At 47.7% G+C, this 14,391-nt stretch carries 10 protein-coding genes; all 10 read left to right on the top strand.

What is annotated here, in order from left to right; genetic code table 11:
* The first annotated feature begins 86 nt into the window (after positions 1–86).
* The 10 genes from BLU97_RS00605 to BLU97_RS00560 all read left to right on the top strand — a co-directional run bounded on the left by BLU97_RS00605 (position 87) and on the right by BLU97_RS00560 (position 14,391).
* A complete protein-coding gene (locus BLU97_RS00605) occupies positions 87–965 on the top strand; it encodes a hypothetical protein (protein ID WP_074759790.1) in 879 nt (292 codons plus the stop codon).
* A 17-nt stretch (positions 966–982) separates the two neighbouring features.
* Positions 983–4,051: a SusC/RagA family TonB-linked outer membrane protein gene (locus BLU97_RS00600; RefSeq protein WP_074759789.1), complete on the top strand. Its 3,069-nt coding sequence runs from the start codon at positions 983–985 to the stop codon at positions 4,049–4,051.
* Between the two features lie 20 nt (positions 4,052–4,071).
* Positions 4,072–5,703 carry a RagB/SusD family nutrient uptake outer membrane protein gene (locus BLU97_RS00595; protein ID WP_074759788.1) on the top strand — a complete coding sequence of 544 codons (1,632 nt, stop codon included), beginning with the start codon at positions 4,072–4,074 and terminating at the stop codon, positions 5,701–5,703.
* Between the two features lie 20 nt (positions 5,704–5,723).
* Positions 5,724–6,992 carry an OsmC family protein gene (locus tag BLU97_RS00590; RefSeq protein ID WP_081352790.1) on the top strand — a complete coding sequence of 423 codons (1,269 nt, stop codon included), beginning with the start codon at positions 5,724–5,726 and terminating at the stop codon, positions 6,990–6,992.
* A gap of 21 nt (positions 6,993–7,013) precedes the next feature.
* Entirely contained in the window at positions 7,014–8,249 is a 1,236-nt protein-coding gene (locus BLU97_RS00585) for an OsmC family protein (protein WP_052173549.1), read from the top strand.
* A gap of 2 nt (positions 8,250–8,251) precedes the next feature.
* Positions 8,252–8,845 (top strand): C-GCAxxG-C-C family protein, encoded by a 594-nt coding sequence (locus BLU97_RS00580; RefSeq protein WP_081352789.1) that lies wholly within the window; start codon positions 8,252–8,254, stop codon positions 8,843–8,845.
* 16 nt (positions 8,846–8,861) lie between these two features.
* A complete protein-coding gene (locus BLU97_RS00575; protein WP_175456274.1) occupies positions 8,862–9,821 on the top strand; it encodes a FixH family protein in 960 nt (319 codons plus the stop codon).
* Positions 9,778–11,772 carry a TonB-dependent receptor gene (locus BLU97_RS00570; RefSeq protein WP_074759785.1) on the top strand — a complete coding sequence of 665 codons (1,995 nt, stop codon included), beginning with the start codon at positions 9,778–9,780 and terminating at the stop codon, positions 11,770–11,772. Before BLU97_RS00575 ends, BLU97_RS00570 begins: the two co-directional genes overlap by 44 nt.
* 22 nt (positions 11,773–11,794) lie before the next feature.
* Positions 11,795–13,060, top strand: coding sequence for a carcinine hydrolase/isopenicillin-N N-acyltransferase family protein (locus BLU97_RS00565; RefSeq protein WP_074759784.1), 1,266 nt, complete (start codon positions 11,795–11,797; stop codon positions 13,058–13,060).
* Between the two features lie 155 nt (positions 13,061–13,215).
* Positions 13,216–14,391 carry a trans-sulfuration enzyme family protein gene (locus BLU97_RS00560; protein ID WP_074759783.1) on the top strand — a complete coding sequence of 392 codons (1,176 nt, stop codon included), beginning with the start codon at positions 13,216–13,218 and terminating at the stop codon, positions 14,389–14,391.

Here is a 14,391-nt window from a genome sequence, read left to right as displayed (position 1 = left end):
TTGTTGTTGTCGCCAGATGATGATGACAATGATGATGAAGGAGGGTATATATATAATAGGTATAAACAAAATTAAAAAGAAGCAATATGAAAAAGATAGCATTAACAATAGCAGTATTATTCAGTATCAGCATCAGCAATATTTGGGCTGAAGGTAATGGTGTGAACGATGTCAACGAAGTTAAGGGCACCAACAATACAACCGTACGCACCATTAAGGCGCCACGCTTTGCACGCCCATTGGTTGAAAAGTGGATTAAAGAATACGCAAAAACACAACCAGGCGTAGAGTTCCAGATTGCAAAGGGACAAGGTAATTCCGACCTGAATGTAGTACTTGATGATAAAAACTTTAGCCAGATTGTTTATTTCGGAGAGACAGCCGTGCTGCCTATCACCGCACGTAGCTCTGAGGCAGCCCGACTGCTCGAAGGTAAACATTTGAACAACAAGAAACTAAAGCAGCTTTATTTCCTGAATGAGGATTTTGACGAGGAAGTAAAGAAGAACAAGGCTTTCGAAACCATCACTGTTTATAGCGGCAGCAATGCCACATCGGTAGCTTCGTCGTTCGCTCACAATTTTGGCGAGGAGAGCAGCAATTTCCGTGGCAAGCGTATATCAGGCGACGACCTGTTTCTGAACACCGCTTTGGCAAAGGATCCTCTGGGCGTGTCGTTCAACGCACTTCCTAATATCTTTGATCTGAAGAGCCGCCACCTTAAAGAAAATCTCTCGCTGGTAGGTCTTGACGTGAAGAAGGACTTGGCCAACAGTTTCAGCGATAACGGCACACTCGACGAACTGCTTACAGCACTCGAGAATAGTAAGGAGTCGGAAGTGGCCATCGAGAAAGTCGGCATCAGCGTGAACACTACCGACGACGAGGTGAACAAGTTCTTGGAATGGGTGCTGGCACAGGGCACCAAGTACAACCACGAATATGGATTGTTGAATCTTAAATAAATAGTAGTATTAGTCTTATGGGAAAAAGATTGTTAGTTGCAACGCTTGTTGCAATAGGGCCCTTAGTGGCCTTTGCGCAGAACCTGATTACCGGACACATCACCGATGTCCGTACTGGTGAGCCGTTGATAGGAGCTTCGGTGATTGTAAAATCAGAAAAGGGTAGAGGTGTAGTGACCGATGTGGATGGTAACTTTAAGCTTGAGACAAAGGTAGAAGCCCCACTGACCCTGAAAGTAGAATACGTAGGCTATCGTGCTCTCGATGTAGATGTTTACGATTTCGATGAGCCAGTAGAGATAGCCCTGATTGATAACTCGAACCGTCTGGACGAGGTGGTAGTAGTAGGTTATGGTGTACAGAAGCGTAAGCAGCTTACTGGTGCTGTAACTACCGTAAAGAATGATGAACTGCTGAATACCTCGACCTCGTTCGATAACATCCTGGGTGGTGCCGTTGCCGGTCTTGATGCTACTGCATCATCTGGTCAGCCAGGTGCATCGGTTAACATCCGCATCCGTGGTGGTAACTCTATCAATGCCGGTAACGAGCCCCTTTATGTGATTGACGGTGTGCTGCTCTACAATAGCAGTTCGGCCACTAATGCCGGCAATAGCGTGGCTGGTACAAACTTTAATCCTTTGGCCTCAATCAACCCATCCGACATCGAGTCGATCGAGGTGCTGAAGGATGTATCGGCCTCGGCCATCTATGGTTCGCGTGGTGCCAATGGTGTAATAATCGTAACCACCAAGAGTGGTAAACATGGTAAGGTTAAGGTGGATTACGGTTATTCTATTGGCGTATCGTCGGTCCGCAAGCGTTTGGATGTGCTCAACGCTGAGCAGTGGGGCGAGTTATATCTGGAGTTGGCAACCGATGCCCAGAAGAAGGCTTCGGGTGTTACACCTGAGTTGGTTAAGACTTGGGGCGAGGGCACCGATTGGCAGGATGCTTTGTTCCGTACTGCTACCACCCAGCAGCATCAGGTATCGGTAAGTGGTGGTTCGGATAATGAGCGCTTCCACATTTCGGGCAACTATACCAATCAGGATGGTGTGATTCGCGGCACAGGATTTACCCGCTTAGGTGCACGCTTGAACTATGAACGTGACATTCTGAAGAACGTAACCGTAGGTCTGAAGTCGAGCTTCTCAAAGAGCACTCAGACCGGTTCGCAGTCGTTCCGCGGACAGTCGAACGGTGTGAGCGGCCTGCTGGAGTTGGCCTTGCGTACATCGCCTGCAGTACCTATTTATAATACTGATGGTACCTACAACTATGCTAATCCTTTTGAGGCAGGCGACTTTGTGCGCAATGGCCTGACTCCTAATGCCATTGCCGACCTGAGCGAGGTGGATGCACAGACACGTGTTGATAATACGCTGGTGAGCGCTTTTGCACAGTGGGAAATCATCAAAGGGCTGAAATTGCGTACACAGGGTTCGGTTAACATCCTGAATACCCGTCAGAATGTGTTCGGTCCTGCCACCTCACAGATTGGTTTCAACTCTGATGGCTATGGTGCCGTGGGTTCAAAGCGCTGGGAGAGCGACCAGGTTGAGGTCACCCTGACATGGAACAAGAAAATTGGTAATATCCACGAGTTCGAGGTGCTGGGTGGTTATACCTATCAGCAGGAAAAAAGCGAGCGACTGCTTGGCAGTACTGCCGATTATGCCAATGATAACCTGAGTTACAAGAGTCTTCAGTCAGGTTCGCAGCTCATCGCTACCGAGACCGATTTTGTTACATCGGTACTCTACTCTGGTATCGGTCGTATCAACTACTCGCTGTTGGATCGCTACCATCTTACAGCCACCTTGCGTGCCGATGGTTCGAGTCGCTTTGCCAAGAATAAGAAATGGGGTTGGTTCCCCTCACTTGGATTTGCTTGGAATGTGAACGAAGAGAAGTTCCTGAAGAACATCAAGTGGATTGAAGACTTGAAACTGCGTGCCAGCATTGGTACTGTGGGTAACCAGGAGATTGGCGACTATACCTTCCTCTCAACTTATGCTGCCACCCATTATTTCCTTGGCGGTATTAAGAATATAGCCTATTATCGTTCGGCTTTGGGCAACGACGACCTGAAGTGGGAAACTACCACCTCGTACGATTTGGGTTTCGACTTTAATATCCTGAAGGGTAAACTGGGTTTTGTTTTCGATGTGTATCACAAGAAAACTTCCGACCTGCTGCTGGATATTCCTGTTGAGCAGACTACAGGTTTCAGTCGTCAGCTTACAAACGTAGGCAACGTCACCAATGATGGTGTTGAGTTTGCTGTTAATGCCACCCTTTGGCAGGCTAAGGATCTGACATGGCAGGTGAGTGCCAATATTGCCCACAACCACAATGAGGTGACAAGCATTGGTACCGGACAGAGTGAGATTATCAACGGCAACCAGACCATTATCCGTCCAGGCGAAGCACTCGGTACTTACTATGGCTGGCAGTTTGATGGCATCGTGCAGACATCCGAGGATTTGAAGTCGGTTCCTTCACCATCCAACAAACCGGTCGTAGAATATGGCGACGTGAAGTATGTCGATCAGAATGGTGATGGTGTGGTAGATCAGGAGAACGACCGTGTAGTACTTGGTTCAGCACAGCCCGATTTTACCTATGGTTTTGCTACTCAGCTGCGTTATAAGAGTTGGAACTTGAGTCTTAACTTCCAGGGTTCATATGGCAATAAGCTCTATAACCAGATGGAACAGGCACTTGAGTCGCCCAATGCCAGCTATAATGCTTCCACCAAGCTGCTGAACCGTTGGACAGCCGAGAATCCCAGTACAACCATTCCACGTGCCGTAGCTCAGAATAACTATAGCGCTTATCTGGATAGCCGCTTTATTGAAGATGCCAGTTATCTGCGCCTGAAGAATATTCAGATTGGCTACAATTTCCAGCCCAAAGTGGGTAACAATCAGAAACTGGGTGTTTACCTCTACGCTTCGGCCCAGAACCTGCTTACAATAACCAATTACAGTGGTTATGATCCTGAGTACAGCGGCTACGTAGATCGTGGAACCTATCCTGCATCTCGTACATTTACATTTGGTGTTAAACTGTCGTATTAATCTTTAAAGGTATAAGAAAAATGAAAAAGAATCAGATATATCATACAGCGCAATCTCTGTTGGCAGGCGTGGTGTTCGGCTTGACACTTGCATCGTGCGAGTCGTTGGATCAGGGTAACCTGAGCGAGCTGGCCGAGAGTAATCTGCCCCAGAGCGATGCAGATGCCAAGGCACTTGTTAATGCCGTATATTCGTCGGATATTGAACTGGCCACTACTTACATGTATCTTATCGACCTCACTACCGAGACCACCGTGAGCGGTGAGAATCCCAATGGTGGAGGTGGCATGTTAGGACTGCTCTCATGGGATGGAACCAACTCCTATGTGGTGAGCCTGTGGCGTGCTGTATATGCCTCGCTGGCACGTGCTAACGATACCATCGAGAAGTTGCAGACTAATCCTGCAGGCGTGTCACCCGAGATTGCATCGCAGGTGATAGGCGAAGCCAAGTTTCTGCGTGCTTACTATCTGAACTATGCTGTGCAGCTGTGGGGGCCAGTGCCTGTCATCACCAGCAGCAATGGCGGTACAAATGCAGTAAGAAACTCGGAGACAGAGGTCTATCAGCAGATAGTGGCCGACCTTGAGGATGCTGCAGCCCGACTGCCTGAGCGCAGTAAGCAGAGTCAGGGTGATATCGGTCGTGCCTCGCGTGGTGCTGCATTGGCTGCCTTGGCAAAGGTTTACCTGACTTGGGCTCAGGTGGATGACGAACTGACCGATGTGCAGCGCAAGGAGTATTTCGGCAAGTCGGCTCAGTATGCCCAGCAGGTTATCGACTCGAATGAATATAGTCTGGAAGAGGATTTCTATGACAACTGGAACAACCAGAACCGCAATGGTAAGGAGAGTATTTTTGCCATCCAGTTCTATCTGGGATCAAGCACACGCGATGGCGATGCTTCGGGCAATAACCACCTGTGCCACTGCTCGTTCTCAACCAGCTTCAGCGTGTCGCTGCCACATATCGCACCTGGTCCTGACAACACCGTCGAGAATTCATATCTGCCGGGTGATCAGCGCAAGGATGTTTCGTTTGCCGACTCACTTTGGCGTCCTTCTACACAGAACTATTTCCACTTCTATTTTGATGCCGACGGTGATGGCATCCGCGAGTCGGGCTTCTCACGCTACAACAAGTACATCGACCATGACAGGGTTGAGACAAGTGCTGCCGACCGTGCTATGAACCGTCAGGTGATCCGTCTGGCTGAGGTGTATCTGGTACTGGCCGAGGCTATCAACGAGCGTGACGGACAGCCTAATCAGCAGGCCTATGATGCCTTCAACAAGGTGCGTCGCCGTGCATTCCGCGAGGATATCTTCAGCGCAGCAGCACAGTCACACGACCTGAAGTCAGGTCTTGACTACGAAGGCTTCAAGAGCGCCATCATACAGGAACGCTCATGGGAGTTCGTCCTGGAGCAGAAACATCTGCTCGACCTGAAGCGCTGGAAGATTCTGGTGAAGACCATTAAGAATAGTGCTTTGGCCAAGAACTTCCCAGAGTATAACAAGCAGACGATTGATTTCAAGCATTATCGTTTCCCCATCCCACAAGCACAGCGAGTAGTTAACCCCAATCTCTGGCAAAACTATGGCTACGATGGTTCCGACATCACCACCAACCCCTATGTAGGCAGAGAATAAACAAAAAAAGAGAGAGCAATATGAGAAGATTAATTTTGTCAACCGTAATTGCAAGTGCTACCCTCACGGGGGCACTTGCTCAACAAAACGATCAGCGTTTGAATAAGGCCATCACCGATAAAGGCTATTTTCAGAAAGCCTGGAAGAGTGCACCATCATTTCGCGACCTGCTTAAGCGTCGCAAGGCAGCAGTCAATCAGTTCAGGGCTATCCCTACTGCAGCATTGCACCCCATCACTATCAGAGCTTTTGCCACAGCAGAGCAGCGTGCTGGCACACGTCATGTGATTATACGTGAGCATCAGTATCTGAATGACAGTGGTTACAACAATGGTGGCTTCGACTTGGGAATTGGTACTCCCGACCATGTGATTGCAGCTATTGCCGGTGATATCATCGACAGCTACGTCACACAGGCTGCTATCAAGGGGGTTGCCATCGACTCGCTTGCCATCAATATCAAGCAGACTGGGCATTCGCTACAGAACTGGGGACTGGATTATACCATCTTTATTGATTCGCCTGCTTCTGACCAGCAACTTGAGGAGTTACGTGTCCTGGCCGAGAAAAACTCACCACTTTATCAGTTCTCTATCCGTGCGCATAAGGTAAACACAACAGTTGAACTGCATAAGAGTGCCGAGGATTTGGTGATTCCACCTACCTATCAACCAGGTTTGCGTGAGTTCATTGAGTGGGAAACGCGTAAAGGCGAGGCTAACAAGCAGCTTCGTGAAAGCGGTCAGCGTCCCGATAAGGCAAAGTTTGGTGGCTATGCCTACGACTATCCTTACTCTCGTAAGAATGAGTTCACGCCTGCTCAGAGTGAGAGCTATCTTAATCCAGATGGTCCAAGTGCTTTCATCAATCCCTCATCAGGTGTAACCGTACTTCAAGTGCGCCATCACAGAGTTCTGCAGGATCATCCACAGATCTTCGGCGGAAACGACCTTGGACCTACTGCGGTTGAGAGTCATATCGGATTGCTTGGTTCGTGCTTTACCCATGTGGCAGAGGGAACCGCAGCACGCAACAAGATTCCACTTGACACCCTTAACGTAGCACTCACTGCCCAGTTCGACCCACGTAGTGGTCGCAAGGGATATGAGCAAACGCCACTTTATCCTACCGACATACAGATGCGTGTGGTGATAAGCAGTCCACGCAGTGAGGCTGAGATCCGTCAGCTGGTTGCCGATACCGAGCGTGGATGCCCCATCTACAATCTGGTAACCAATGCGCAGGAAATCAAAGGAGGTATAAAAAGAGTAATAGCAAAGAATAAGTAATCATTAAAAATAGAAGAAATTATGAAAAAGACTCAGATTGTTATCATTACAGCAGCCCTTGCTTTGCAGGTTAGTAGTGCACTCGCACAGGGGCCTCTCAACATCTTTAAGTCGGCTCAGCAGAAAGCCAAGTTGGAACAGAATGCCCCTTCGTTGCGTAACCACCTGAAGGAGCGTAAGGTGGCTCTTGAGGCTTGGAATGCTATACCCGCTAGCGATTTGCAGCCAGTAACACTTACAGCCAATGTTACCGCCAAGAACCGCTCGGGTGTACGTGAACTCCGAATCAGAGAGTTTCATTATATTGGCGACTGTGGTTATGCACATGGTGGACAGGATTCGGGTGTGGACACCCCAACTACAGCTCAGGCCGTATTTGCTTCCGACCTTGCCGACAGCTATCTGAATCAGGCTGCGCTGCTGGGTATCGATATCGACTCGCTGACTATCGAAATCCACGGTCAGCCCGACAAGGTGAAGACCAATCGTGTGTGGTATCCACGCAACTTCCTCTACACCATCTATATTGATTCACCTGCCTCGGATGCTGAGTTGGAAAAGTTGGCAGTATTGGCAGAGCAGAACTCGGCTGTAGCCACTCTGGTGAAGGCTGCCGTAGTACCTCAACTGATTATCGATCAGAAGTCGTCACCACGCGAGAAGAAGGTTGAAGGCGCCACCTTGGCTGGACTTCGCGAGTATATCTGGGGTAAGCGTCAGGCGCTGCAGGCAAGCAAGGCGAAAGCAGAAGCAGCAAAAGCCAAGAATCCAAAGGCTGACGCAGATGCCTTGCGTAAAGCACTTGCTCCAAAGCAGGGCCCATGGGTAAAGGTTTTCCCCAATGGTGTGCGTCAGCTAACCGTAAATGATAAGTATCTCATTCTGCACGATAATCCTGCTTATCTGGGTGGTACCAATCTCGGTTTTACCTCAATCGAGGGTGTGCTTGGCATCCTGGGCACCTGTATCACTCACATCTCATTGGGACAGGCAGCAGAACGCGCACTCGACGTGGATTCAATCTCGCTGACCGTCGAGGCAGAATGGGATCCACGAGCAGGTCGCAAGGGCTTTGAGAAGGTGTCGATTGCTCCACAGAACGTGCGCTACACTTTGCATGTGAAGACACCCGAAAGTGCTCAGGCCGTGAAAGAGTGGATCGAGGCTGTTGAGAAGATTTGCCCCATGTACAACCTCTTTAAGGATACTCAGACATTCGAGCATCGCATCGTACGTGGTAGTTTTAAAAGACAATAACCATGAAGTATGAGCCTGCATATTTACTCGCTTTGGCTACTTGGCCTGTAACCGTTTGTGCTACCAATGCACAGGCAGACTCACTACGCATAGCTCGTCCGGCCGCTTTTCCTGCTGTAAGCCGACATCAGACGCTCGACTCGCTGAAAGCAGAAGTGAAGCTGCAACTGGAGCAGCGGTACGGACAGCACTATGGGTGCTCGGCACTCTCACTAACCTCTATCGCTGCTACACTGGGCAGTCCACTAAGCGAGCAACAACTTCGAAGCATGTCGGAGGCGTTCTCTGGTGGTATCGGTCATAAGTTTGGCGAAGGCACTTGTGGCGCACTTACCGGTGCCATTGCAGCCTTAGGTTTTTATGCCAGTGGCGATAAGGAGAAACATTTGCGGTTGGCAGCTGAAGTATATGATGAGTTTAAGAAGCAACAGGGATCCATTACGTGTGGTGATATCTACGCCCGTTATCATTTTAGTCACTGCGACGGATGTAATCTCTGTGCGATACAGAAAGTGATAGAAGTTCTTTTCCGTGAGGGTGATATCCACACAAGTACCATCGCCCCATGGCAGCAGTTAACAGAAGAAAAGAAATAAAAAGGAGATGATGATTATGGAAAAGAGAGTTTTTACAAGAATTAGCGCGATAGTTTTTTTGCTGTTTTCAGGTTTCGCACTCACTGCCTGCGGAGGTAGTGATGATCCAGTAGTACCTATCAATATACCAACCGAAGACGACGAATGCTGCAATGCCGAAGAGACATTTCTGGCATATACTTTCCTGCACAACGGTTATCTGAAAGAGATTGAATCGCTACGCGACACAATCGATGAGAAATATGCCCTGAGCGTTTACTCGCGAGGTGGCAAACTGCATGCAGGCTATAATGATGTGTTTTTTGCGTTGACAAAAATCTCTAATCAAGGTTTTGTTCGTGATTTTTCTGTAACAGAGATAAGTCCCGTGATGACCATGACCGAGAAAGGTATGAAGCACTCAACACCAACGGCTACAGAGAGCAGCCTTTACGATGAAACATTCCCTGCCGTACAGCACGCGTGGATATCTTTCGTAATGAGTAGTAGCAATATGGGCTATTGGGAACTGGGATACAAGGCAACTACCCAGAATAAAACAGTTGCCCATGCCGGTAGTGTTATCGAGGTTTCGGCCAATGCTACAGGCCAGGAGTGGATTAAGTCATTCAAATATCAGGATGTAAATTATTACCTCTCGCTGGTAAATCCTAATGATTTCCAGACTGGTATAAACACTATTCAGGCATACGTGTCGCAGCAGAATGCTGAGAAAGCCAAACCTTGGCCATTGTCTGATCAGGAGTTTACTATCGAAATTATACCCACTATGCCCGATATGGGCAATCATTCTTCGCCCGATAATGTGGCTCTTACCAAACAACCATCAGGCATATACGAAGGTAAGCTTAACCTTACCATGACAGGCCTGTGGGATATTCATCTGGTTGTAAAGGACAAAGAAGGTAACATCGTAGCAGGAGGAGAGAATAATGACAGCGGGTATAGCAATATTTATTGGAGCGTTATATTATAGTAATGTATTGACCGCTTTGCCAACCGACAGTATCGAGAAAGAAGCATCGATTAACGAGGTGACTATCACCTCGACTGTCGGTTCCAAGCGCAAGGTGGCTGGCAAGGGGCGTACAGCATCGATAGAGGAGCATCTGTTGCAGTTGAACAATGTTGCCATGGTGAAACGAGGCGCATATGCCTGGGAACCAGTGGTAAACAATATGTCTACCGAGCGATTGAGTACAACTATCGATGGTATGAAGATATTCTATGCTTGTACCGATAAAATGGATCCTGTAACGTCGTATGTAGAAAGTGGTAACCTGCAGCGCGTAAGACTGGATTCGGGCCTTGATGGCAATCCACAGGCAACAGGTAATATTGGCGGAAGTATTGATCTGAAACTCCGTAAGTCGGGGTTTGATGCTGCTCCTCAGGAGTTTAACCTTACTACTGGGTATGAAGCCAACGGCCATCTGCAGGTGTATGGTGCCGATGCTGCGTTCTCGTCGCAGACGTTCTATGCCAACTTCGGCGCGTTTTATCGTGATGCAGATAATTACAGGGCTGGTGGACATCAGGATGTTCCTTTTTCCAAGTTCCATAAAGTCAATTCGTTTCTGAACCTGGGGTTCCGTCCAGCCCCAAACCACATCGTAGAGGGTACGGTCATTTTCGACCGTGCCACCGATGTTGGCTATCCGGCCCTGAATATGGATGTTAGCGATGCTACAGGACTTATCACGTCGCTTTCTTATCGCAGGGAGCAGCTTGCGGGGCTTTTCTACCGATGGGAAACCAAGGTGTACTATAATCATATCACCCATAATATGGATGATAGCACACGCCCCGACGTGATTATTCACATGGATATGCCTGGTAAAAGCAGTACGGCCGGACTTTATAGTCTGCTCGAGGGCTCAAGGGGTAAACATCAGTATCAGCTTAATTTTGATTGCTATTACAATACCCTTTTTGCTGATATGACCATGTATGTTGAGGGGGCCAAACCCATGTACATGCTTACGTGGCCTGATGTGGGTACTTTCAACAGCGGTTTGTCGTTGTCTGATAATATCCGTTTGTCTGATACGCATAGTATCCATCTGTCGGCAAAAGGCTCTTGGCAGCAGCAACGTATTAACAGCGATGAAGGCTACCACGCCTTGGAAATATTTTTCCCAGGTGTGGAACGTAGCAAGCGTACTTTTATGGGACGAGTGTCTGTAAGCTATGCCTGGCAGAAAAATGGTTGGCGATTGGCTGCTGGAACAGGATACGGTAATCGTGCACCATCGGTTACCGAGTCGTTTGGATACTTCCTGAATAATGCCTTCGACCGTTATGATTACATTGGTAATCCCCACCTTAAGAACGAAAGTGCGGTTGAGTTGAATACATCGACTTCGTGGCAGAATGATGTGATAGATACTCGCCTAGAGGTGAATGCATTTCTTTTCCATAACTACATTATCGGTACACCCGATAACCGATTGTCGGCCATGACTATCGGAGCTCCGGGTGTGAAGGTTTACCAGAACCTAAAACATGCGCAGATTGTGAATACTGCGTTTACATTCAGTGTCACCCCTCTTTCCTGGTTGCGTTGGGACAATAAGGTGAGTTACAGTTATGGCAAGGAGAGCACTGGGGCTCATCTGCCTTTGATTGCTCCCTTTACCTATCTTACGGCATTGAAACTGTTCCATCAGAACTGGGAAGGAGAATTGGGTGGCGAACTGGTTGGCAAACAGAGCAACTACAGCAATAAGTATGGCGAGAGTCTTACACCTGGCTATGCTGTATGGCATATCAGTGCCGGTTATCAGTTTAACATCCATACGGTTGTAGCTAATATCCATGTGGGTGTTGATAACCTGTTTGATCGTTACTATTCTACCTATTCAGATTGGAATCATATTCCCCAAAAGGGTCGTAACATCTATGCCAATCTCTCGCTGAAAATATGAAATAAAAGAAAAAAGAGTATATATGATGAAAAAGAAAAGATTAGCCCTTATCTGCTTAATGACAGGAGCTATGTTCATTACCAGAACATCGGTAAAGGCATGTACCAGTATTATCGTGTCGGGTAAGGTAACACCAGATGGCAGACCGTATATTTTTAAAAATCGTGATACAATGAACCAGGATAACCTGGTAGTAAGTATCAAAGGGGTAAAGTATCGTTTTATCGGAATAGCTTCTCAAAACGATTCGCTGGCCACGAGTATATGGTCGGGCCATAATGAGGCAGGATTTGCCATTGCTAATACGGCAGCATATAATCTGAACGGGAAACCTGTTCCAGGCAAGCCACGTCCGCAAGGCGACGAGAACGATGGTACGTTGATGCGTCGTGCCTTGGAAACTTGTGCTACATTGAAAGATTTCGAGTTGCTTCTCGACAGCATCAAGGCGCGGGGACCGATACCTTCTAATTCAAACTTTGCTGTTATGGATGCGCAGGGTGGCGTGGCCTATTATGAAACGGGCAATAATGGTTATACTAAGTTTGATGCCAACGATCCCTTACAGGCACCTTATGGCTATATCGTTCGTACTAACCATGGTATGACTGGTGAGCGTTCGATGGATCAAGGTGTAGAACGCTATCTTGCCATTAGCGACTATGCTGCAAGGGCCGGTTTTGCTGGCAACCTGGGATTTGAGCCTGTTATCCGTAAGGTAACACGTACACTCACTCATGGTCTTACACGTCTGAATCTAGGGGACTTTGCACCACAGGATGATACGCAACCAGTTTACTTTCCTTTCCGCGATTTTATCCCACGTTATCAAACGGCTTCGGCTCAACTGATTCAAGGTGTGAAGAAAGGAGAGAACCCCAGGTTGACTGTAGCCTGGACCATTGCAGGCAGTACACTCACAACTGTGGCTATTCCGCTATGGATTACTTCTGATGGTATTTTGCCAAAGGTTGTTTCCAGAAACAACGAAGGTCGCGCATCCCTTGTTGATGCAGGCTTCGAATTAAAGAAACAATTATTCCCGATAGAGCGCGGTAATGGCACCGATTATATTAATCTGGCTAAACTCATAAACCATGCAGGAACAGGTATTCTCCAAAAGATAGAGCCGATAGAAACCGAGATTTTTGCAAGGAGTGAACAGGCTTTGAATGCTTTGAGGAAAAATGGTCAAACAGCCAAAGAAACTGCCGAATTCTACCACTGGATAGATACATTTTTAAAAGAACAATATAAGCGTAAATTTGGTATAGAACTGCGCATTTAGAATAATATTCTCTTTTGGGACAGTATTTGAATGCTATTTAGAATAAATTCTGTAAATATCCTCCGTTTTTAGCTGAATTTTCCTAAAATCAGACCAAATTTGGAGGATATTTCTAATCTTCGTACCTTTGCACCCAACAAAAGGATAATAAAAAAATGAAGAAACAGACGATAGCAATCCATACCCCCTATGTACGGCCCGACGCTTATGGTGCATTGGCTGTACCTATATATAACAATGTGTCGTTCGAGTTTAAGGACGCACAGGAGATGGCCGATGCCTTTTGTAATCGTATCAAGGCACCCGACTATGCCCGTATAGCTAATCCTACGGTAACGCAGTTCGAACAGCGCGTGAAAGCGTTGACCGATGCCGATCATGTTACAGCGTTTAACTCGGGTATGGCCGCTATCAGCACGGCATTGCTGGCTGTTGTGGCGCAGGGTAAGAATATTGTTACTTCTCGTCACTTGTTTGGCAATACGCTGGCATTTATTAGTGGCACACTGCTGCGTCTTGGTATAAAGCCCCGTTTGCGCGATCTTACCAATCTGGAAGCTGTAGAGGCTGCCATCGACGAACAGACGGCATGCGTGTTTCTTGAAATAGTAACGAACCCGCAATTAGAAGTGGCTGATCTGAAGGCCATTGCCGAGATTGCCCATAGAAAGGGGGTGCCTGTTATTGCCGATTCGACCGTAATACCCTTTACCGAAACCAACTTGAAAGATCTGGGTGTAGATGTTGAGGTGGTGTCGAGTACCAAGTATATCTCGGGTGGTGGTACCTCGTTGGGCGGACTGATTATCGACTACGGAACCTTTCCAGATATCAATAAACGTGTAAAGTACGACTTGCTGATAAATCTCGGTGTGTATATGACACCGCAGACGGCTTATATGCAGACGCTTGGTTTGGAAACGTTGGATGTGCGCTACCAGCAGCAGGCTGCCAACGCACTTTGGTTGGCCAAGGCTTTGCAGAACGAGCAGGCTATTGCCGACGTAAACTATGTGGGACTGTCCGACAATCCCTATCATGAGCTGGCTCAACAGCAGTTTGGTCCTACTGCAGGTGCGATGCTTTCTATCGATCTGGCATCGAAAGAGGCATGCTTTGAGTTCCTTAACCGCTTAAAGCTCATCCATCGTGCTACCAATCTCTTCGACAGTCGTACCTTGGCTATCCATCCTGCTTCTACCATCTTCGGTCTGTTCACCGACCGACAGTTAGAGCAGATGGATGTGCGCCAGACTACCATTCGTCTTTCGGTAGGCCTAGAGGCTCCTGAGGACATCTTGGCAGATATACAACAAGCAACTAAACAATAG

Source organism: Xylanibacter ruminicola, assembly GCF_900107775.1.
Lineage (GTDB): Bacteria > Bacteroidota > Bacteroidia > Bacteroidales > Bacteroidaceae > Prevotella > Prevotella ruminicola_C.
The sequence above is the reverse complement of the archived record's forward strand: the minus strand, read 5'-3'. Positions and strand labels throughout refer to the sequence as shown.

Coding starts and splice junctions, on each gene's coding strand:
- BLU97_RS00595 (WP_074759788.1), top strand. CDS start 4,072: ATGAAAAAGAATCAGATATATCATACAGCGCAATCTCTGTTGGCAGGC.
- BLU97_RS00565 (WP_074759784.1), top strand. CDS start 11,795: ATGATGAAAAAGAAAAGATTAGCCCTTATCTGCTTAATGACAGGAGCT.
- BLU97_RS00560 (WP_074759783.1), top strand. CDS start 13,216: ATGAAGAAACAGACGATAGCAATCCATACCCCCTATGTACGGCCCGAC.
- BLU97_RS00570 (WP_074759785.1), top strand. CDS start 9,778: ATGACAGCGGGTATAGCAATATTTATTGGAGCGTTATATTATAGTAAT.
- BLU97_RS00605 (WP_074759790.1), top strand. CDS start 87: ATGAAAAAGATAGCATTAACAATAGCAGTATTATTCAGTATCAGCATC.
- BLU97_RS00575 (WP_175456274.1), top strand. CDS start 8,862: ATGGAAAAGAGAGTTTTTACAAGAATTAGCGCGATAGTTTTTTTGCTG.
- BLU97_RS00590 (WP_081352790.1), top strand. CDS start 5,724: ATGAGAAGATTAATTTTGTCAACCGTAATTGCAAGTGCTACCCTCACG.
- BLU97_RS00600 (WP_074759789.1), top strand. CDS start 983: ATGGGAAAAAGATTGTTAGTTGCAACGCTTGTTGCAATAGGGCCCTTA.
- BLU97_RS00585 (WP_052173549.1), top strand. CDS start 7,014: ATGAAAAAGACTCAGATTGTTATCATTACAGCAGCCCTTGCTTTGCAG.
- BLU97_RS00580 (WP_081352789.1), top strand. CDS start 8,252: ATGAAGTATGAGCCTGCATATTTACTCGCTTTGGCTACTTGGCCTGTA.